This window comes from uncultured Desulfobulbus sp. (assembly GCF_963662935.2).
In the GTDB taxonomy this organism is placed as follows: Bacteria; Desulfobacterota; Desulfobulbia; order Desulfobulbales; family Desulfobulbaceae; genus Desulfobulbus.
On sequence record NZ_CAXXTL010000001.1, the window covers coordinates 478,413 to 499,588 of the forward strand.

Genomic DNA, 21,176 nt, shown 5'->3' on the forward strand with positions numbered 1-21,176 from the left:
GGCAGGGTATCTTTCAGCTGCCCCCCCAGAAAGATAACAAAAGAAAGCGCCATCCTCATGTTGTGGGGATGGCGCTTTCCGTCGAGTGGGTTGGGTTTATATCAGGCGGCAACCATACAGTCGCTGGCCGTGATTGTCGGCTTGGTGGTCAGGGTTGCAAACTGCACCGCCGCGCCTGTACCGTTGCCGTCGGCATCATACAACAGGGCACCTGTGGTTGTATTGTAGAGGATGTAATCATTGGCATCACCGGCAGCGCCGGTTGCACTGGAGTTAAAATTGGCACCGGAAAGGGTTCCCAGCGTGGTCAGGGCGGTAAATACTTCTTTATTCAGCTGAATGATATCCTGCCCCGCAACAAAGTCGCTGAGGCTGTCTTTATTGGCCGTTGCGCTCAGGACGGTGTCGAACACAAAGATGTCGTTGCCCACGCCGCCGTTTAACGTATCATTGCCCAACCCGCCACTTAACACATCATCGCCACCATAACCGATCAGTGTGTTGTCCTGATCCGAACCAATCAGTGTGTCACCGAAGTCCGTTCCATAAAGGTTTTCGATCGAAAAGAATGTATCGCCCTCGGCAGCACCGCCTGTGGCCGTGCCAGTGGCAAGATTGACAGCAACTGCCGCACTTGTACCCCGGTAATCGGCACTGTCACGGCCCTCACCGCCGTCAAGCAGATCGGCACCTGCACCGCCATGGAGTACATCCGGCTCCGCCCAGCAACTGGTCAGCACCGTCTTCGCCGCGAAGGCTGTCGTTGCCTTCCAGACCAGAAAGCAGGTCGCTGCCGCCATAACCGATCAGTGTGTTGTCCTGATCCGAACCAATCAGTGTGTCATCGAAGTCCGTTCCATAAAGATTTTCGATCGAAAGGAATGTGTCGCCCTCGGCAGCACCGCCTGTGGCCGCACCAGTGGCAAGATTGACAGCAACTGCCGCACTTGTACCCCGGTAATCGGCACTGTCACGCCCCTCACCGCCATCAAGCAGATCCGCACCTGCACCGCCATGGAGCACGTCGTTGCCGAGACCGCCCAGCAGGATATCGTTACCAGCATTTCCTCTCATGGAATCGTTGCCGTCAAGGCCGGTCATGACATCGTTGCCGGTTCCCCCGGCCAGAACATCGGAACCTGCCGTACCGGTCAAGGTTGGCTCCAAAACAACGGCGAGATTGAAGGTATCGGTAACGGTTAAAGCCCCGGCGTCGGTGGCGGTTATCTGTACGCTCATTGTGCCCAAAGTGAGCGGTGTGCCGCTGAAGGAGCGGCTGACCGGATCGAATGCAAGCCATGCCGGCAGTGCGTTGCCATCGGCCAAGGTGGCACTGAAGATGAGGGTATCGCCGTCCGGATCGGCAAAGGTGGTTGAGGCGATCGTATAACTGAATGCGGCCCCCAGGGCAGCATGTGCATCGGACAGCGGTTCTGCGACCTCCGGCACCCGGTTGGCGGGCAGGATGTTCAGCGTCATTGCCTGCTCCGTATAGGCGCCACAACTATCGAGAGCAAACATCGTGAGGTTCAGATTGCCGATATCGTTCACATCCGCCGTGCCCGAAAAGGTCAGGGTGGCGGCATCAAAGGCCAGCCAGGCCGGCAGGGATGAGCCGTCGGTCATTGTGACGCTGTAGGTCATTGAATCCCAGGCATCGGAATCGATAATGGAATCGCCGGGAATGGCCGTGGTAAATAAGCTTCCGGCATGAGCCTGCATGGCGGGAAAAGGCATGTTGATGGTTGGTGCGTGGTTGTCGACCACAACAGTCTGGACCATGGCCGGGTCCCAAATAACGCCGTTGGCGAATTCTATACATTCCACCTTGCTGTTGTGGAGCTCGCCGTCCTCTCCCTCATAGTCTGGCGCAAAATAGCCCCAGAGCCTGACTTGGTCGGCGCTGTCCTGCACGCGCAGCAGCAGGTCGTCATCGGATCTGATGGCCAGGATGTCGGTATCGGTCAGCCCATCGCCAAACCGAAGCGTATCCGTACTGACGGCCAGATCATAATCGTCAATGTCGTCCTGGCCGTCACCACGATTGAAGACATAGACGTCATTGCCCGAGTTGCCGATCACATAATCGTTCCCGGTTCCCCCGATCAGGGTGTCGTTCCCCTCGCCGCCGTCGATTTCGTCGTTGCCGCTTTCGCCGGCGAGGGTGTCATTGCCTCCCGCCCCGAACAGATAATCGTTCCCGCCGCCGCCCCAGACGGCGTTGTCGAAGGCATCGCCCTCGATGACGTCGTTCTCCTCGCCATAATAGGGGCTTTGGTAACGCCCGATCACCTCTGCCAAGAGTTCGGCATGGGTATACACATTGCCGTTGCCAAAATCGTAGGTAAAGTCGAGATCGACGTTCCGTCCGCCAAGAATGACCGAAACCATACCCGAAGCTGAATCATTGTTGGCGATGTAGAGGTCCTGGAAATTGTCCGGTGGGCACCAGGTTTGCCCCAGGCTTATGGATGTCGTAAAATCCGTCAGTTGTTGCTCAGCCTCAGACGAATCGCGCCAATCGATCGCCATGAGTGCTTGGAGCTGATCCATGTCGATTTGGCCGAAGCCGATGGTGAATGCCGAGAGATCCGGATACGAATCCTCAAACATCCGTGATGGAACAAATTGTACGATATTGCAGCCTTCCTGGTCGTTAATAATATCTACACCACCGGAATAAATGTCTGCCTGATATACATCGTTTCCCGCACCCCCTTCCATGATATCGAAGTAAAGAGCATCTGGGGTTTCATAGGTGGTGCCGTTGGTAAACACGTCATCTCCGTCGCCTCCCTGCATGATGTCGTGCCCCATACCACCGGAAAGCAGATCATTACCGGCGCCACCAATAAGGATCTCTGAATACCGGCCACCGTAAAGTGTGTCGTTGCCGTTGCCTCCGTTAAAGTGACTAGCCTCATCAATGGTGAAAGCATGGGGGGATATATAATTATAATCAGAGTATTCGTAAGCAGTTAAGGTGAAGTAACCAAGTACATCATCGCCGTCCCCCCCATAGAGGGTGTCTTGTCCACCGCCACCATTGATGCGATTATCACCGGAATTACCCCAAATAGAATCCGCATGGCTGGAGCCGAGCACATATTCAATGCTCACAAGGATATCTCCCTCAGCCTCTCCACCAACACCTGAGCCCGCGTTTAAATCAAAAACAACACCTTCGGTGGATTCATTATAACGTGCAGAATCGAAGCCCTCTCCACCGTCCAGATAATCGGAGCCCAAGCCACCAACCAACAGGTCGTCTCCGGTTCCGCTTTCCATTCGATCATTACCCGCCCCACCATAGAGCATGTCTCCATCAGCACCTCCACTGAGGATATCGTCTCCATCTTCACCATAAAGGGAGTCTATATCGTCGCCGCCGGAGAGAGCATCATCACCGTTGCCGCCAAAGAGCTGATCGATGCCTACACCACCCTCCAGGATGTCATTGCCGTTATCGCCATAAAGTTCGTCATTGTTATTGACAAGGGATTCCGAGTCACCGACCGACCAATCTATTGAAAAACCTTCAGGAAGCCATGGGTAATATTGCCGTAACAGGGCAATAAAATCGTTACTGAAGCTGTTGCCACCACTGATGGCATCGTTACCGCCAAGACCATGGACAGTATCGCTGCCGCATCCGGCATAAATTCGGTCATCATTTTCGGTAGATGACAGGGAGTCATTTCCGCCGCTGTACTGGCGATACTCGGTTGCCTGATCAGAAAAACTGGTCCAACTGTATCTGGAGCCATCGCCCAACTCGATAGAGAATGCACCCGCCATTCCGTTATGAAGGACGACGCTATCACCATTATTGGTGTGGAGCAGGATATCCAAACCGGCTTGATTGTAACTGACTGCGCCCGAACTGTTCACGACACACCGCATCCACTCAACCGATGCAAGTGAGGTGATACTTGCAAAGCTGATCAGATTCTGACCAGTCTGGTCGTCGATGTAATCAATGCCATCCCCAACGGAAAACACGTAGGTATCATTGCCGGAGCCGCCATACAGCTGGTCGTTGCCTGTATTGCCGCAGAGGGTGTCATCACCGGATCCGCCGGCAAGTATGTCCTCCCCGGCGCCACCATGCATCTCGTCGTCGCCGTTACCTGTGTTATCGGGGTTATCCCCCCAGAGACGATCGCTGCCATCATTGCCGAACAGGACGTCGTTATTTTCACCTCCATACAGTTCATCGATCCCACTGCCGCCCTCCAGGAAATCGCTCCCCCCTGCACCGTACAGCAGGTCGTCGCCAGCCCCGCCGTACAAAGTGTCATCCCCGCCGCTGCCGGAGGTTGCATCATTGTCGCCCCAGAGGATGTCATTATCGTCATCACCGGAAAGAAAATCATTGCCTAAACCACCGATCAGACAATCCGTGCCACTGCCACCGAACAGACGATCATCGCCATCGGCGAAATACGCTGTATCCAATTGAATTTCCGACGAGCTCATGCCGATCAAGTACCCGTCAAAGTAGGAAAAATTGATGGAATAGGGATTGCTGTTCAAGGATATAGCCTGGATGATCAGGCCCCCGTCACCAACCAGTAAATCATTGCCCGCACCACCACTGAGAACGTCGTCGGCTGCACACCCCACCACCAGGTCGTTCCCACGTTCTCCCATGAGCAGGTCTTTCCCTGACTTGCCGGCAAGGATATCCGTATCATCCCCGCCGTACAACATATCCTCCCCGCCACCACCGCACAGCAGATCGATGCCGACTCCCCCTTCAAGCCAATCCCCTTGCTGCTGTTCCTGAGGGAGGCCCAACAAGGCGCCATTGACGCCCCACAGCGCATCGTCACCTTCGCCGCCGATCAGGTGGTCAGCTCCGAGCAACCCTTCCAATCGATCGTTCCCATTTCCACCGGACAAGGTGAGGCTCGTATCAAGGGCAAGGTCATACTCCGAATACAACCAATTGCCGCTTGTGGTGCCGTCGGCATTGAAGGCTGAAACCTGGAAGAATCCATAAAAATACGCCACCGATTCTCCGCCAAAATATATCAGTTCACTGGTGTTGGTCGCAGCGGTACCGGTCAGGTCAAGGTCAAAGTCAGCTGGAGCCTCATTCTCCCACAATGTCAGGCCGAATTGTCCGTCGGCAAAATCAGCAGCGCTGGTTTGGTTGAGGAAGTTAATCCTGGTGTTGCCATCAATGCTCAGCGTGCTACTACCGGAGGAACCGAAGGTCAGAGTATAGGACTGGTCGCCGTTGGTGTAGACGTAACTGTCGCTCCCCTCGACTTTGGTAAAGATACCAGCGAAAACCTCGCCGTTGATTTTGAGGATATTACGCCCCTCATCGATGATGGTGTCGTTACCGTCACCGCTGTTGATGATATAGGTGTCGATGCCTGCACCGCCAAAAAGGTAATCGTAGCTTCTTCCACCTGATAGGATATCCGCTCCACCGTTACCAATTAAAACATCAGCCTGGCTTCCGCCGATGAGGGTGTCACTGCCGGTACCGCCGAGCATGAAGGCTGTCTGAGCTCCAGCCGTGGCACTCATGCCGCCCCCGCCTACCGGGACAAACCAATCGAGCAGGTTGGGCAATAATGCTTCAATAAAAGGGCGATCTTGGGCCGGTAATGTTTCCAGATAGTTCTTGAAGTACATGTCGTAGCCTTTAACGCCATTTTCACCTTCAAGGGTGTCGGCCACATGGGTGCGGTCAAAGTGGAGGCCGCCGCCGGTAACGCCTTCCGTGTCAAACAGAGTCGCATTGGCGGCAAGGCGGTTGTTGTAATAGGCCTGCATGGCAAAGTGTCTTGGTTCAACGGGAATAGGACTTTTGAGCTGTTCATGATAAACCATTATGAACGGAGGAAAGTCCATGCGAAAGAAACGTCACAACTACAGCCCTGAAGAGAAGGTAATCATCCTCAAGCGCCACCTGGTTGGCCGGGAAACGGTATCGGATCTCTGCGATGAATACCAACTGCAGCCGAATACATTCTACGGTTGGCAAAAGCAGTTTTTCGAAAAGGGAGCTGCTGCTTTTGCCCTAGAAAACAAAGACTCCAAGAAGGTACAAGAACAACGAATCCATCAGCTTGAAGATAAATTACGTCGGAAACACGAGGTTCTTTCCGAGTTACTGGAGGAGCATATCCAGTTAAAAAAAGAACTTGGGGAGCTCTGAATGGTAGCTGGGTTCCTCATGATACACGTGATACCGTTGTTGATTTCAGCAAGCATTGGAGCAAGAAAGCTGAAGTGGCCCTGCAAGAGATCATCGCTTGGCTGGCCGTTTCCAGGAGCAAGTTTTATGCATGGATCAAGCGGTACGGCAAGGCCAACGAACATAATGGGCTGATCCCCCGGGATTTCTGGCTTGAACCTTGGGAACGGGCAGCGATCGTCAATTTTGCTGTCAACAATTCCCTTGAGGGGTATCGGCGGTTGACGTTTATGCTACTGGATCAGGACATCGTTGCCGTCAGCCCCAGCAGCACCTGGCGAGTTCTAGGCCAGGCAGGGTTGCTGCAGAAATGGAACCGGAAGAAAAGCCTCAAGGGCACCGGCTTTGTGCAACCGCTCAGGCCCCATGACCATTGGCATGTGGACATTTCTTATATCAACATCTGCGGCACATTTTATTATTTGTGCAGCATTCTCGATGGATGCAGTCGTTTCATTGTCCACTGGGAGATCAGGGAACAGATGACGGAAATGGATGTGGAGATCATCCTGCAACGCGCCAAGGAGCACTTTCCCGAAGCCCGGCCAAGGATCATTTCAGATAACGGGCCACAATTTATTGCCAAGGATTTCAAAGAATTCATCCGTATCTCGGGAATGACGCATGTGCGGACATCGCCATATTATCCGCAGTCCAACGGCAAATTGGAACGGTTCCACGCAACCATCAAGGGGGAATGTATTCGTCCCGGTGTCCCGCTTTCCCTTGACGATGCCCGAAGAATGGTTGAAGGGTTTATCCATCACTACAACAACGTCAGGTTGCACAGCGCCATCGGATATATCGCGCCGATGGACAAATTGAACGGCAGAGACCAGGAAATATTCAAAGAGCGAGACCGGAAACTGGAAAAAGCCCGGGAACTGAGAAAGAAAAAACGACTTCGTGCCTACGGGCCAATCACCCCAAGGGGAGATAATACGGCTCCCCATAACCCCTTAATGCAAACAGCTTGAATGTCCATTTCCAACTGAGGCGGAACAAAAGGCGGTCAGGGCTTTGGTTATATTGGCGTCGCTCATGGACAGGCCGCCTTTCTGAGCGATGGTTTTCAGGTCAGTGGTGAAACGTGCAAGCATGTTGTCGGCGCCCAAAGTGACGGAGCCATCGGCGGCGCGCAGACCGAATTCGTGACGGAGGAGGGTTTCGAGAAAATTGGGATCAGGAGTATCTGTTTCGTGGAAGTACAAGTCCTCATCAAAAATCATTCCCAGCAAGTCGGTTAGCTGGTTGGTCAGATTCTGGAAGGAGGGGTTCTGGATAAAAGCGGTGAGCAGGGCCATGGAATGGAGCTAAATGCCCGAGAGATCGGTTGCGCCATGGGTGAGTACATCGGCTGGCGATGTCGTGCCGATGAAGTCAACTTTGCTAACCGGAAAAATACCAGAGAGAAATTCGCCATCCACGCGGATGTTCCAGACATCATCCTCGCGATCTTGCAGTACACCAAGGTAACCTTGACGCATCGCGGCTACGTACTCTTCTAAAGGCTGTAGGAGGCTTTGATCAATTTGATTATACTGAAGAACAGAAAGTAGAACCGCACAGGGGTCATTATTAGGGCTTTCTGGGTAATGACATTCAGCAGTTTTACGGAACGGAGCCTGGTCGAAAGTAACCGCATTCACGCCAAAGAATACCCCCACCAGCGCGGCCAGTCCGCCGCCCAGTGAGTGACCGGCGAGAGTGATTTGGACATCTGGGTTCTCGGCCTTGACCTGAAGATAATATTCCGCCGCTTGCAAGAGCTGCATGGCGAAAAGGCCCGCTCCCAACGCTATGTCGGTTGCGATATCGCCCATATTATCTTTGTCGTACGTACCGGCAAAGGAGATGACGATTTCTTTGTTTGCTCCGGTGCCGCGCTGAAAATAAACGGCCTCGAAGCCGGAAGGCTCTGAAGTGTGTTCCATTTCTGTCCATGTTTCAGGGTCAGGGGCAGGAAACCAATTTGTATCTCTATCGCGAGTAGACTGGTAGGCGCGCCCTGCCATCACTGCCAATTCGATTTCGGTTGCCATGATTATTGCTCCTCGCTGTTTTTATTAAAAATTCTATCGCATGGGCAGTGTTCGGGGCTGACCTTTTCACGGTTGCACACTTTCATGCATGCTTCATAGTTGGGTTGACGAGAAAACCAATCGATACCGAGCCATCCTCCACTCTGTGTTTGAATTTCCTCGGGACAGAGATCCACTGGCTTTTTAGGCTCCCGCAAGATGGTCTTGTATTCGGGTTGGCTGAGGGAGTTGTTGAACTTCCTAACCCTTTCCGTGGTGACCAGTTTCTCGCTGACTATTTCTTTTTCATGACCTTTAGTATTAATAGTTGCATTGATGGTTTGAAACTCAGCCGGAAATTTCTCCAGAGGTATTCGCTGCCATGTTGCATCCGTATATTTGAAAATCACATACGGAGGATTTGGACGTCCCCATTTGTTGTAAGAAAGACACAAATTTGGAGAGGCGACAATATAGGGCGTGCTCTTCAAAATATGCAATGCCAGCAAGTCAAAGTTGGCACGGCCTATGTCTTTGCTGTACTCACTGGTCCACTTAACGATTTTATTCGTGTTGGGCAGAGTGAATGAAATGGCTTGTTCTTTGATCGGCGCAGATTGCCCAATCTCGTGGCGTCCGCCATAACTCTGCGAGCGCTCAACAATAATCTTCTGCCCATCATGCAACAGCACTTCTTCTTTCCAACTCACCGAATTGCCAAAACCCAGGAAAGCAAAGGCACTGATACCCGCTCCCAGAATCACAAAGACCACCAACAAAAACAACGATCCCTTCATGTATTTCATGCCGCTTGCCTCCAGAGGAAAACAGGGTAGTGTAGGAAGCTGATTTTACCTATCACAGTCTGGACCTTTAATTGACGCCCCGCCGCACGCGGCTACTACGTAATACCAAGACTGTCCTTCGTTCATTAGCCTCCCCTCATCAAACCGCAACAGGTCGTCTCCGGTTCCACTTTCCATTCGATCATTACCCGCCCCACCGTCGAGCATGTCTCCATCCGCACCTCCACTGAGGAAATCGTCTCCATCCTCACCATAAAGGGAGTCTATATCGTCGCCGCCGGAGAGAGCATCATCACCGTTGCCTCCAAAGAGCTGATCGATGCCAACACCACCCTCCAGGATGTCGTTGCCGTCATCGCCATAAAGTTCGTCATTGTTATTGACAAGGGATTCCGAGTCACCTCCCGACCAATCAACAGAAAACCCGTCTGGAAGCCATGGATAATATTGGCGCAACAGGGCGACAAATTCGTTACTGAAGCTGTTGCCACCACTGATGGCATCGTTACCGCCAAGACCGTGAACGGTGTCATTGCCGCCGCCAGCGTATATTCTGTCGTTGGAATCCCCGCAGGAAATCGAGTCGTTACCACCCTCGTAGTGCTGATATTCGTTACCCGAATCGAAAAAATCAATGTAGTTGTAGACATAGCCATCGCCCAGTTGAAAGGTGTAATTGCCAGCGGCGGCCCCTGATAGGACCAATACGTTGCCGCTGCCGTAGCGAATGACGATGTCTTGACCTGTTTGATTGTAGCTGATGGCTCCGGAGGTATTGACGCTGGCATGCATCCATTCCAGCGAGGAGATGGTGGAAACACTATCGAGCCGGATCAGGTTCTGCCCTTCCTGGTCGGTGATATAATCAGCACCATCCCCGGATGAAAAAATATATTCGTCATCGCCTTCACCACCGTAGAGGCTATCTTTGCCTATTCCACCAATCAGGAGGTCATTGCCTTGACCACCAAGAAGCAGATCATCTCCTTCGTCACCGAACAAGGTGTCATTGCCTCCTTCGCCCATGAGCTGGTAATTGCCTGTTCCACCGTGCATGCTATCGCTCCCGCTTGCTGTGGTGTCGCCGTTGTCACCCCACAGCCTCGTCGCCTTCATCACCGAACAGCAAATCATTTCCTGCTCCCCCCAACAGCCCATCGTTGCCGCTGCCGCCATGGAGTTCATCCTCGCCGTCATTGCCGAATAATGTATCGTTTTCCGTGTCTCCAAAAATGTAATCACTGCCGCCTCCACCGAAGAGCAAATCGTCGCCGGCACCGCCATATAGGCTGTCGTCCCCCCCGTTGCTTGAACCGGCGTCATTGTCGCCCCAGAGAACGTCCTTTCCCCTGTCGCCGGAGAGAACGTCGTCACCCAACCCGCCGACGAGGCAATCGTTACCGGCACCACCGAAAAGCCGGTCGTTGCCGGCACCAGGATGCTCCAAATCAAATTGGATATCCGGAGAGGTCATGCCCATTAGGTAATCGTCTTCATAAATGAGATTGATGGAAAGGGTGTCGGTCAGTAGGAGATCGGCCCTGATGACAAGCCCCCCATCACCAAGCAGGATGTCATCGCCTTCTCCTCCACATGCGACATCGTCGGCAGCACCACCGACCAGAAAATCGTTACCGCTCTCACCCATCAAGAGATCCTTTCCTGGCAGTCCGGCAAGAATATCCGCGTCATCGCCGCCATACAATATGTCGTCCGCCCCGGAACCATTCAACCAATCGTTTCCAGGTCCACCTTCCAGCAGATCGCCGCCTTGCGGTGATATCGACGGGTTCAACGTATGAAGGTCTACTCCCCATAACCAATCGTTACCGTCTCCACCGACAAGATGATCTTTGCCAAGCAAGCCGGCCAACATGTCGTTGCCAGCGCCACCGGTCAACATGAAGCTCGTGTCTACATGCACCTCTTCTTGGAAAAAAATCCACTCTAAGTAGCCATAACTTCCGTCAGCATTAGCTATTGCATTGCGAGAGAACCCGAAAAAAAATTCGGTACCATTTTGTTCGAACTCAAGAATTTCACAAGAATTAATTGAATCATCACCTGTCAGGGTGATGTCAAACTGATCCGGTGTCTCGTTCTCAAAAAGGGTCAAACCGAAATCACCATCCTCGAAATCTGCAGCGCTAGTCTGGTTGGCGAAGGTGATGCTGGTGCTGCCGTCGAGAGTTAGTGTACCGGGGGAGTGGAAGGTCATAGTGTAGCTTCTTGTGACTGCTCCATCGTCGCTGGTGAAGATATAACTGTCCGAGCCCTCATCCTTGACGAACACTCCGGCAAAGGTTTCGCCGTTGATTTTGAGGATATTGCGCCCTTCGTCGACGATTGTGTCATGCCCGTCGCCGGTGTTAATGACGTAGGTGTCTATCCCCTCCCCGCCCTCCAAGTAATCGTCGCCCTTGCCCCCGGTCAGGACATCGTTGCCGCCCATGCCGTAGAGGTGGTCGGATTGATCGCCGCCCTCAAGATTGTCGATTCCTCCGTTGCCGATCAAAGTATCATTACCAACGCCGCCGATGAGGGTGTCGCCGCTGGTATCGAGCGGGTAATGGTCCCTGCTCATTTCATCCGTGGCGCGAATAAGCGTACTGCTCCAGCCCGCCAGCAAGAGGTCGTCGCCAGCGCCACCGTCAAGAATAGCGCGACCACCGTTGCCCACCAGCACATCATTCGCGCTGCCGCCGGTTAGATGGTCGATCCCGGCCCCGCCGAGCATGAAGGCGCGCTGGGTACCGGCGGTGGCGGTCATCCCCCTTGATCCGGCCTGGATGTACCAATCCGTCAGACCGGGCAACTGCTCCTGTATTTTAGCCCCCAGGTCCAATCCCGTGACGGTGGTGCCCTCCGACAAGAGGGTTTTGTAGTCCATCCAGTACTGGTAGCCCTTGGCAGCTGTCAGATCGGTCGCCACCCTGGTCCGATCGAAACGGATGCCGCCGTCGACCTCCTGAAACAGCGATTCTGTTGCGGTCAGCTTGCCCGGCTGCCCCTGGGTATAATAGGCCTCCATGGCAAAGGCGGTGAGCATCTTGGCCAGGTTGGGTTCGGTCAGGCTGAGACCGCCATCCTGGGCGATCTTCCACAGGTCGCCGGTGAACCGGTTGATCATGGCGTCGCCGGCAGCGCCGTTCGTGCCCACTTGGTGCTGGACTAAGCGTTCGAGGAAATTAACTTTGTTTTTATCTGTATCGAATGAAAACAAGTTGGTATCACACAACATCTCAACCAGCTGCGGCAGTTTCTTGCTGACCTTGCACAGGGTCTTGCCCCCGGCGAGCAGGTCGCCATACAGGAAGGCGGTCAACAGGGCCTGCGAGTGCAGGCCGGTCCCGGCAGGCAAGTCCAGTGCCGCAATGTTGCCGTCGCCATGCGTCAGGATCTCTGCCGGTGGCCCGATGATGTCCAGACAACTGATGGGTGCGGTGTAGGAAAGCAGTTCCCCTTCCACGCTGATGGTGCTGACCAAGCTGGAATTGGGAATGCCGCCATTGGTTGCCCGCTGCTGCAGGAAGGCAGTGAGCGCGGTCACCGCTTTATCCCGCTCCGCGCGCACGGCGGCATCGGCGTACACGGTGTTTTGCAGATAAGAGAGCAGATCGTCCGCTGCGGAGGAGGTGGCCTTGGCCGTGTTGGCAAAGGGGGCCTGATCAAAGGTGACGGCGCGGACTCCGAAAAAGACCCCGACCAGGGCTGCCAGCCCACCTCCCAAGCTGTGGCCGGTGAGGGTGATGGTGGCGTTGGGGTTAGTTGCCCTCACCTGAGCAGCGACTTGCAGGTAATAGTCGATCGCCTGGGTGAGTTGAATCGAACCGTTTCCGGTGGCTAAGCCCACATCCGCAAGTAAATCGTTCGGATCGCCAGGGTAGGTGCCAGCGTAGGAGATGACGATTTCATTGCCGCGCTGGAAGGAGACGGCTTCGAAGCCGGATGGTAAACTCCTATGCAACTGTGTAATCTCACTCCAGCCAGCTGATGAAGGGACTGGAAAACGATTAATGGGATCGCGAGTTGAACGGTAAGCAACACCTGCCAGTAAGGCGCAATCTATTTCAAATTGTGTGGCCATATCTAAACTCCATTTTGCTATTTACAAGTTTGTTCGAAATATTTTCTATTAAATTCCCCCGGTGCACCCCACCCGCATTTATACCAAATCAACTCCTCACAAGTTACCGAGGAACCGAAATTGCCCTCTGGCTTGATAGGTTCCCGGAGGATGGTTTGGTATTCGGGTTGCCGCAGTTCCTGGTTTGCCTTCTGGATTTTCTCGGCAGGAACTAGGCCCATCCCCGCCATCTCCGCCACGTCCGGTCCTCCGAGATAGATGGCAATATTGATCGTCTTGAATTCGGTGGGAAACTCTTTCAAAGATATCTGCTGCCAGCCTGTTCCATTAAACTTGAAAAAAACATACGGAGGGTTTGGCCGGCCCCACTTGTTGTAAGAGAGGCACAGGTTGGGTGTGGCCACGATAAAGGGAATATCGTTCAGCACGTGCACGGCAAGCAGGTTAAAATTGGCCCGGCCAATATCTTCGCTATATTCGCTGGTCCAGATAACGGTTTTACTCGAATCGGGCAATTTGAAGGAGACGGTTTGCTTCTTGATGGGCGCTGGTTGCCCGATCTCATGCCTGCCGCCATAGCTCAGTGACCGATCCACCACCATCGTCCTGCCGTCGTGGAGCAGAACCTCCTCCTGCCAGCTCGTACCCAGCCCCAATGGGTTGGAACCAGCCAGGGACATGCAGCCACTCAAAAGAGCAGGCAATAACGCCAAAATGGACCATAATGCTTTGAAGGGATAGATTTTATTTATCATAACGTTTCTCTCTATTGCTGATTATCGCAGGGCGCGTATTGGTGAACTCTGAGGGTGGAACGCAATAGTATCTTTTCTTTCATCATCTCGTTCTCTGGGCAAGATCGAACAAACGGGAAAACCACGATTACTCTGGTCCTGAAGCAACTTGTTCAACCTAGCCGGGTTGGGCATGCTGCTGGTGACCACTCCTCTTTCCATAACAGCCGTGGGTTTGGCGGCATACAATCGCTCAAATCCCTCCGCCGTCACCTCCATTTGCTCAGTCGATTGCGGAATTGACATGCATCCGTCTTCTCTACCAAAAGACGTGCCTGCAGGGCAATGGATTATTTTTTTAACAAGTTGAATTTAGGTAAATATACCAACCTGGATTCCTGCTCAAATCCAGGTTGGTAAAATCCAAAAATCTTTGTGCTGCAATGCCTTCAAGGAAAATGGGGGAAGATAAAATAATTTCCGTTAGGTAAACCCCCGGCTTTGCCGGGGGACAACAAAAGTTTGACGGTTCCAGCATAATAAAGAAGCCTCCTCTCACGTGGACCGCTCAAAGTCACGAGAAAGGAGGCTTCATGAACAACGTACAATGTTTAAGCCACACGAAATGGGGTTGCAAGTTCCATGTAGTGTGGATACCGAAATGCCGTCGGAAAATGCTTTACGGTCAACTCCGCAAGAATCTTGGAGATGTGTTCCATGACCTTGCCCGGCAGAATGAGAGCCGGGTGCTGGAAGGGCATTTGCAATCCGATCATGTGTGTCTTGGTTCAACGGGAATAGGACTTTTGAGCTGTTCATGATAAACCATTATGAACGGAGGAAAGTCCATGCGAAAGAAACGTCACAACTACAGCCCTGAAGAGAAGGTAATCATCCTCAAGCGCCACCTGGTTGGCCGGGAAACGGTATCGGATCTCTGCGATGAATACCAACTGCAGCCGAATACATTCTACGGTTGGCAAAAGCAGTTTTTCGAAAAGGGAGCTGCTGCTTTTGCCCTAGAAAACAAAGACTCCAAGAAGGTACAAGAACAACGAATCCATCAGCTTGAAGATAAATTACGTCGGAAACACGAGGTTCTTTCCGAGTTACTGGAGGAGCATATCCAGTTAAAAAAAGAACTTGGGGAGCTCTGAATGGTAGCTGGGTTCCTCATGATACACGTGATACCGTTGTTGATTTCAGCAAGCATTGGAGCAAGAAAGCTGAAGTGGCCCTGCAAGAGATCATCGCTTGGCTGGCCGTTTCCAGGAGCAAGTTTTATGCATGGATCAAGCGGTACGGCAAGGCCAACGAACATAATGGGCTGATCCCCCGGGATTTCTGGCTTGAACCTTGGGAACGGGCAGCGATCGTCAATTTTGCTGTCAACAATTCCCTTGAGGGGTATCGGCGGTTGACGTTTATGCTACTGGATCAGGACATCGTTGCCGTCAGCCCCAGCAGCACCTGGCGAGTTCTAGGCCAGGCAGGGTTGCTGCAGAAATGGAACCGGAAGAAAAGCCTCAAGGGCACCGGCTTTGTGCAACCGCTCAGGCCCCATGACCATTGGCATGTGGACATTTCTTATATCAACATCTGCGGCACATTTTATTATTTGTGCAGCATTCTCGATGGATGCAGTCGTTTCATTGTCCACTGGGAGATCAGGGAACAGATGACGGAAATGGATGTGGAGATCATCCTGCAACGCGCCAAGGAGCACTTTCCCGAAGCCCGGCCAAGGATCATTTCAGATAACGGGCCACAATTTATTGCCAAGGATTTCAAAGAATTCATCCGTATCTCGGGAATGACGCATGTGCGGACATCGCCGTATTATCCGCAGTCCAACGGCAAATTGGAACGGTTCCACGCAACCATCAAGGGGGAATGTATTCGTCCCGGTGTCCCGCTTTCCCTTGACGATGCCCGAAGAATGGTTGAAGGGTTTATCCATCACTACAACAACGTCAGGTTGCACAGCGCCATCGGATATATCGCGCCGATGGACAAATTGAACGGCAGAGAACAGGAAATATTCAAAGAGCGAGACAAAAAACTGGAAAAAGCCCGGGAACTGAGAAAGAAAAAACGACTTCGTGCCTACGGGCCAATCACCCCAAGGGGAGATAATACGGCTCCCCATAACCCCTTAATGCAAACAGCTTGAATGTCCATTTCCAACTGAGGCGGAACAATGTGCACATGCTGATTTCGATACCGCCGAAATATGCGGTATCGCAGGTGGTTGGCTATATGAAAGGAAAAGCGCGATCCATATAGCGCGGACCTACCTTGGCCAACGGAAGAACTATAGCGGCATGAGTTTTTGGGCACAGGGCTATTTTGTTTCAACTGTCGGTGCCGATGAAGAGGTTGTGCGGGCTTACATCCGCGAGCAAGAACAAGAAGACCATCGCGTCGAGCAACTGCAACTATTCAGATAGTCGACCACCGAATGGTGGTCAGAGAATCTGTTGAATATACCGCTTTGAGCGGGTCACAATCTTTCAAGCCACCGGCTTTGCCGGTGGTCACTGACTTCCGTTAGGTAAACCCCCGGCTTTGCCGGGGGACAACAAAAGTTTGACGGTTCCGGCATAATAAAGAAGCCTCCTCTCACGTGGACCGCTCAAAGTCACGAGAAAGGAGGCTTCATGAACAACTTACAATGTTTAAGCCACACGAAATGGGATTGCAAGTTCCATGTAGTGTGGATACCGAAATGCCGTCGGAAGATGCTTTACGGTCAACTTCGCAAGAATCTTGGAGATGTGTTCCATGACCTTGCCCGGCAGAAGGAGAGCCGGGTGTTGGAAGGGCATTTGCAATCCGATCATGTGCACATGCTGATTTCGATACCGCCGAAATATGCGGTATCGCAGATGGTTGGGTATATGAAAGGAAAAAGCGCGATCCATATAGCGCGGACCTACCTTGGCCAACGGAAGAACTATAGCGGCATGAGTTTTTGGGCACGGGGCTATTTTGTTTCAACTGTCGGTGCCGATGAAGAGGTTGTGCGGGCTTACATCCGCGAGCAAGAACAAGAAGACCATCGTGTCGAGCAACTGCAACTATTCAGATAGTCGACCACCGAATGGTGGTCAGAGTATCTGTTAAACATACCGCTTTGAGCGGTTCACAATCTTTCAAGCCACCGGCTTTGCCGGTGGTCACTGACTGCTGTATGAAGATGCTCGGAACAGGAGGAATGAAGATTTTCCGGCAAGAGAGAAATGTAGGGGCCAAAGTGTCAGACGAAGATGCCCGTGACGGTTAATCCGGCAATGCATCCTTGTCCGCCGTTTCTTTTCTTAGGCTATAATCATGTGTCGATCCCATCTATGTTTGCACCTTGCGAGAATAGAGGCATCAACTGAACTTTTTTGTGACTTTTTGTTGGTAATGTCCGATTGAAGCATACCCTAACCTGATATCAGGAAGGATCGCGTTAAACGTCAGAATAGAGTTTGTTTTGCTATTTATTGACACATTTCACCAAAGGTAATAGAGTTCAACCTGACAATACAACCCTTTGGAGGAGACATCTTGCAAGGCCAACGCATCGGCTACGTCCGCGTCAGCAGCTTCGACCAGAACCCGGAACGCCAACTTGAACACATCGACGTCGGCAAGGTGTTTACCGACAAGGCCTCAGGCAAAGACGTCCAGCGGCCTGAGCTGGAAAGACTGCTTGCCTTCGTTCGTGAAGGCGACACCGTGGTTGTTCACAGCATGGACAGACTGGCACGCAACCTTGATGACCTGCGTCGTATCGTGCAGAGCCTAACTCAACGGGGCGTGCGAATGGAGTTCGTCAAAGAAGGCCTGACTTTCACCGGTGAAGACTCTCCGATGGCCAATCTGATGCTTTCGGTCATGGGGGCCTTCGCCGAGTTTGAACGATCCTTGATCCGCGAACGGCAACGCGAAGGTATCGCTCTTGCCAAGCAACGCGGAGCCTACCGGGGCCGCAAAAAAGCATTATCACCCGAGCAAGTGATCGAACTGCGACAACGGGCTGCGGCGGGCGAACGAAAGACCAAGCTGGCTGACGAACTTGGTATCAGCCGCGAAACTTTGTACCAATACCTGAGAACGGATAAGTAACCATGCCTTGTCACTCAATCCAGCCCACCGTCGGACGTGAGAGTCTGTTACCTGGTATAACGGGAATGCTGCATGCGCGGTGATCGCAACGAACGACTGACCATCCTCTCAGAAGTTGAGAAGACAGCGCTCTATGGCATTCCCGATTTCGACGATTTCCAGCGCATAGATTTTTTTGCAATGACCGAGGCTGAACTCTCCTTGGCTTTGCAGCATAGGGGCATCTTGAAACAGATCTATTGCTTGCTGCAAATTGGCTACTTCAAGGCCAAACAAGCATTTTTCGAGTTCACTCTGGATGAGGTGTCGCCTGAGGATACTGCGTTCCTGCTGCAACGGTATTTTCCTGGACAAACGCTAATTGTAGCGCCGTTGAGCACCAGGGAATATTATGCACAGCGCAGAAAAATTGTCGCTTTGTTTGGCTACCGCCTTTGGACGGACAATGACCTGCCGACATTGCGCGACAAGGCGATACTGCTGGCCCGAACCGACGTGACCTCCACCTTTTTGCTTGCTGAATTGATGATGTTTTTGATTGGCCAGCGCATCGTGCGGCCTGGCTACTCCACGCTGCAAACCATCATCAGGGATGCGCTTTCCGCCGAGCGTGAACGCCTGGAGCAATTGGTCGAGGCGGCACTGACTGACACCACACGTGATGCGCTTCAACAATTGCTGACGCGAGAAAACACCTAGTCCGATTTGGCTGCCCTCAAACAGGATGCCAAAAATTTTCGGTGTCGCCAAATGGGCCTGGAGCGTCAAAAACGCCTCACTCTGGCTCACCTGTATGCTATAGCCAAAACGCTATTACCAGTCCTCAATCTCTCGCAACTCAACATCGCCTACTACGCCAGCCTCGCCAACTTCTACACAATATACGATTTGCGGCGACTCAAGTCAGGCCTGACCAACCTCTATTTGCTGTGCTACGCTTGGTAACGTTACCGGCAACTCACGGATAATGTGGTGGACGCCTTTGGTTACTACACGCGGCAACTCGAAGACGAAACCAAGGTGGTCGCCACTCAGCAGGCGGTCAAAATACACAACGAACGGCAACAAGCCACGCCAAGGGTGGGCGAGCTGCTCTTGCTGTATGTGGATGACACGCTCACCGATGTGACTCCTTTTGGCACAGTGCGCCACCGGGCATTCCGCATCATGCCTGAGGAAAAATTGCGTTCGACTGGCAAGCTCCTGACCGAGAAACCTGTAAGCCGAATTGATTTACGCTGGCAAGCAGTAGATAAGCAAAGTGGGCTTTGCACGAAAAATTTGCGTCCGCTCGCCATGTCCCTGGAATTCGCCAGCAGCAACGTCAGTGGTAAGATCTGGCTGACCGCATTGCAATGGATGAGGGCGGTATTTGGTCGCCAGCAGCAACTTGCCAAACAATCGTTAGCTGAAATTCCGCCGCGCACCATCCCCGCACGCTTGCGCAGCTTTCTGTTGGTCTTTGACCAGGAAGGCAAGCCAGTTGGCCTGCGTGGCGAGCGATATGAATTTTGGGTTTACCGGCAAATACGTAAACGCCTCGATGTTGGTGACATTTATCTTGACGACAGTGTGCAGCACCGGCACTTCACCGATGACCTGGTATCCATGGAAGCCAAGGCAGACGCGCTTAAGGAGTTAGATATCCCTTGGCTGCGCCAGCCAGTTGATACGATACTTGATATCCTGTTCGCTGAGTTGGATAAGCAGTGGCGAGCGTTCGAAAATGAAATGCGCAGCGGCAAACTCAAGCACCTGGAATTTGACGCGGAGAAAAAAACGCTGATTTGGCACCGTCCCAAGGCCGACAAGGACAAGCTGCTGCAACAAAGCTTCTACGCCAAGCTCCAGGCACGCGACATTGCCGACGTTTTCCGGTTTGTAAATGAACAGTGCCACTTCCTGTCAGCAATGAAGCCCTTGCAGCCACGCTATGCAAAGAAGATCGCCGACGAAGATAGTTTGATGGCGGTGATTATTGCTCAGGCCATGAACCATGGTAATTTCAGCATGGCCGAGACCTGTGACATCCCGTACCACGTCTTGGAGGCCACGCATCAGCAACACCTGCGCCCGGGCACGCTGATTGACGCGAACAACCGCATCAGCAATTTCATCGCCAGTCTCCCCATATACCCCTACTACTCCATCGACATGGAGGTGCTCTACGGCAGCGTTGACGGGCAAAAGTTTGCCGCTGCCGACCCGACGATCAAAGCACGCCATTCGCGCAAGTATTTCGGCAAGGATCGCGGGGTTGTCGCCTACACATTACTGGCCAACCATGTGGCTTTACAAACCGAGCTGCTGGGCGCAAACCAGCACGAAAGCTACTGGGTTTTTGATATCTGTTACAACAACACATCAGACATTGTGCCGACCACGATCACCGGCGATATGCACAGCATCAACTTGGCCAACTTTGCCATTCTGTATTGGTTCGGCATGAACCTCGCGCCGCGCTTCACCAATTTGCAGACGCAGTTGAAGCACCTTTACGGTGGTGCTGGTCAGGAAGGGTACTCTGATTTCCTAATCCAGCCTGTGGGTCAACTTGACCGCCACCTGATTGCCTCAGAGAAGGCGAACATGGATCACATTGCCGCCACGCTGGGACTCAAGGAGATGAGCCAAAGCATGCTGATGCGCAAAATTTGCACCCTGTCCGGGCATCACCGCACCCGCAAGGCTATTTTTGAGTTCGACAAGCTGATCCGGAGCATCTACACCCTTCGCTACCTGCGTGATCCCAAATTGGAGCGCGATGTTCATCGTTCGGAAAATCGCATCGAGTCCTACCACCAGTTGCGTGCCACCATCGCCCAGGTGAACGGCAAAAAAGAACTGACTGGGCGTACTGACCTGGGAGTGGCGATCAGTAACCATTGCGGCCGATTGATTGCAAATGTCGTTATTGCCTACAACTCCATGCTGCTATCTGGGCTGCTTGGCCGGTATCTGGCAACTGGCAATGAAAAGGCACTTGATTTGCTACGACGAATCTCACCGGCGGCATGGCAGCACCTGCATTTCCTTGGGTACTACGCATTCCGCGACAAGCGTCAACCGATTGACTTGGAGGCTATTTTGGCTGAGATTGACTTGAGGTAGCCGCCCAAATAAGCATGTTGGACAACTTCCGCCGGTTTGGGCTTAGAACCCCTAAGTACGACATTACCGTTTTTGATGAACTCT

The 21,176-nt window shown here is 52.7% G+C and carries 14 protein-coding genes and 3 pseudogenes; 9 read left to right on the top strand and 8 right to left on the bottom strand.

Annotation, left to right across the window (positions count from 1 at the left end; genetic code table 11):
- Positions 1–101 precede the first annotated feature (101 nt).
- Entirely contained in the window at positions 102–740 is a 639-nt protein-coding gene (locus ACHZCX_RS02085) for a M10 family metallopeptidase C-terminal domain-containing protein (protein ID WP_319585585.1), read from the bottom strand.
- The gene (locus ACHZCX_RS02090) at positions 676–5,793 is read right to left on the bottom strand and encodes a putative Ig domain-containing protein (RefSeq protein ID WP_319585586.1); all 5,118 of its coding nucleotides are present in this window, start codon (positions 5,791–5,793) and stop codon (positions 676–678) included. The genes ACHZCX_RS02085 and ACHZCX_RS02090 overlap by 65 nt, the downstream gene beginning before the upstream one ends.
- Before the next feature lie 58 nt (positions 5,794–5,851).
- Between ACHZCX_RS02090 and ACHZCX_RS02095 the strand changes: the two genes are divergently transcribed.
- Together ACHZCX_RS02095 and ACHZCX_RS02100 are read left to right on the top strand one after the other, a co-directional pair.
- Positions 5,852–6,178: a transposase gene (locus tag ACHZCX_RS02095; protein ID WP_319585208.1), complete on the top strand. Its 327-nt coding sequence runs from the start codon at positions 5,852–5,854 to the stop codon at positions 6,176–6,178.
- Between the two features lie 74 nt (positions 6,179–6,252).
- On the top strand, positions 6,253–7,194 hold the full coding sequence (locus tag ACHZCX_RS02100) for an IS3 family transposase (RefSeq protein ID WP_319585587.1): 942 nt from the start codon (positions 6,253–6,255) through the stop codon (positions 7,192–7,194).
- Here the strand turns inward: ACHZCX_RS02100 and ACHZCX_RS02105 are convergent.
- From ACHZCX_RS02105 to ACHZCX_RS02130, 6 genes are read right to left on the bottom strand one after another with little or no spacing between them, the layout of a single operon-like run.
- On the bottom strand, positions 7,177–7,521 hold the full coding sequence (locus ACHZCX_RS02105) for a hypothetical protein (RefSeq protein ID WP_319585588.1): 345 nt from the start codon (positions 7,519–7,521) through the stop codon (positions 7,177–7,179). The two genes, ACHZCX_RS02100 and ACHZCX_RS02105, sit on opposite strands and share 18 nt — an antisense overlap.
- Before the next feature lie 9 nt (positions 7,522–7,530).
- A complete protein-coding gene (locus ACHZCX_RS02110; protein ID WP_319585589.1) occupies positions 7,531–8,259 on the bottom strand; it encodes an Mbeg1-like protein in 729 nt (242 codons plus the stop codon).
- A 2-nt stretch (positions 8,260–8,261) separates the two neighbouring features.
- Entirely contained in the window at positions 8,262–9,044 is a 783-nt protein-coding gene (locus tag ACHZCX_RS02115) for a hypothetical protein (protein WP_319585590.1), read from the bottom strand.
- A 45-nt stretch (positions 9,045–9,089) separates the two neighbouring features.
- On the bottom strand, positions 9,090–10,220 hold the full coding sequence (locus ACHZCX_RS02120) for a calcium-binding protein (RefSeq protein WP_319585591.1): 1,131 nt from the start codon (positions 10,218–10,220) through the stop codon (positions 9,090–9,092).
- On the bottom strand, positions 10,135–13,131 hold the full coding sequence (locus ACHZCX_RS02125) for a hypothetical protein (protein ID WP_319585592.1): 2,997 nt from the start codon (positions 13,129–13,131) through the stop codon (positions 10,135–10,137). The genes ACHZCX_RS02120 and ACHZCX_RS02125 overlap by 86 nt, the downstream gene beginning before the upstream one ends.
- A 17-nt stretch (positions 13,132–13,148) precedes the next feature.
- Complete coding sequence (locus tag ACHZCX_RS02130) at positions 13,149–13,886, bottom strand: hypothetical protein (protein ID WP_319585593.1); 738 nt, start codon at positions 13,884–13,886, stop codon at positions 13,149–13,151.
- 572 nt (positions 13,887–14,458) lie between these two features.
- Between ACHZCX_RS02130 and ACHZCX_RS02135 the strand changes: the two are divergent.
- The 7 genes and pseudogenes from ACHZCX_RS02135 to ACHZCX_RS02165 all read left to right on the top strand — a co-directional run.
- Positions 14,459–14,644, top strand: a pseudogene (locus ACHZCX_RS02135) (transposase); the annotation flags it as partial.
- Between the two features lie 51 nt (positions 14,645–14,695).
- Complete coding sequence (locus ACHZCX_RS02140; RefSeq protein WP_319585208.1) at positions 14,696–15,022, top strand: transposase; 327 nt, start codon at positions 14,696–14,698, stop codon at positions 15,020–15,022.
- Positions 15,023–15,096: 74 nt separating this feature from the next.
- Positions 15,097–16,038, top strand: coding sequence for an IS3 family transposase (locus tag ACHZCX_RS02145; RefSeq protein ID WP_319585209.1), 942 nt, complete (start codon positions 15,097–15,099; stop codon positions 16,036–16,038).
- Positions 16,039–16,052: 14 nt separating this feature from the next.
- Positions 16,053–16,315, top strand: a pseudogene (tnpA, locus tag ACHZCX_RS02150) (IS200/IS605 family transposase); the annotation flags it as partial.
- 210 nt (positions 16,316–16,525) lie between these two features.
- Positions 16,526–16,957: an IS200/IS605 family transposase gene (gene tnpA / locus ACHZCX_RS02155; RefSeq protein ID WP_319585594.1), complete on the top strand. Its 432-nt coding sequence runs from the start codon at positions 16,526–16,528 to the stop codon at positions 16,955–16,957.
- 463 nt (positions 16,958–17,420) lie between these two features.
- Positions 17,421–17,981: a recombinase family protein gene (locus ACHZCX_RS02160; RefSeq protein WP_319585595.1), complete on the top strand. Its 561-nt coding sequence runs from the start codon at positions 17,421–17,423 to the stop codon at positions 17,979–17,981.
- A gap of 72 nt (positions 17,982–18,053) precedes the next feature.
- Positions 18,054–21,092 (top strand): annotated as a pseudogene (locus ACHZCX_RS02165) (Tn3 family transposase).
- The last annotated feature ends 84 nt before the right edge of the window (positions 21,093–21,176 follow it).

Bases quoted from the DNA above. Each gene is read 5' to 3' on its own strand.
- ACHZCX_RS02095 (WP_319585208.1), top strand. From the start codon at position 5,852: ATGAACGGAGGAAAGTCCATGCGAAAGAAACGTCACAACTACAGCCCT.
- ACHZCX_RS02105 (WP_319585588.1), bottom strand. From the start codon at position 7,521: ATGGCCCTGCTCACCGCTTTTATCCAGAACCCCTCCTTCCAGAATCTG.
- ACHZCX_RS02130 (WP_319585593.1), bottom strand. From the start codon at position 13,886: ATGATAAATAAAATCTATCCCTTCAAAGCATTATGGTCCATTTTGGCG.
- ACHZCX_RS02120 (WP_319585591.1), bottom strand. From the start codon at position 10,220: ATGGCGGCAGCGGCAACGATGGGCTGTTGGGGGGAGCAGGAAATGATT.
- ACHZCX_RS02115 (WP_319585590.1), bottom strand. From the start codon at position 9,044: ATGAAATACATGAAGGGATCGTTGTTTTTGTTGGTGGTCTTTGTGATT.
- ACHZCX_RS02110 (WP_319585589.1), bottom strand. From the start codon at position 8,259: ATGGCAACCGAAATCGAATTGGCAGTGATGGCAGGGCGCGCCTACCAG.
- tnpA (WP_319585594.1), top strand. From the start codon at position 16,526: ATGAACAACTTACAATGTTTAAGCCACACGAAATGGGATTGCAAGTTC.
- ACHZCX_RS02090 (WP_319585586.1), bottom strand. From the start codon at position 5,793: ATGCAGGCCTATTACAACAACCGCCTTGCCGCCAATGCGACTCTGTTT.
- ACHZCX_RS02140 (WP_319585208.1), top strand. From the start codon at position 14,696: ATGAACGGAGGAAAGTCCATGCGAAAGAAACGTCACAACTACAGCCCT.
- ACHZCX_RS02125 (WP_319585592.1), bottom strand. From the start codon at position 13,131: ATGGCCACACAATTTGAAATAGATTGCGCCTTACTGGCAGGTGTTGCT.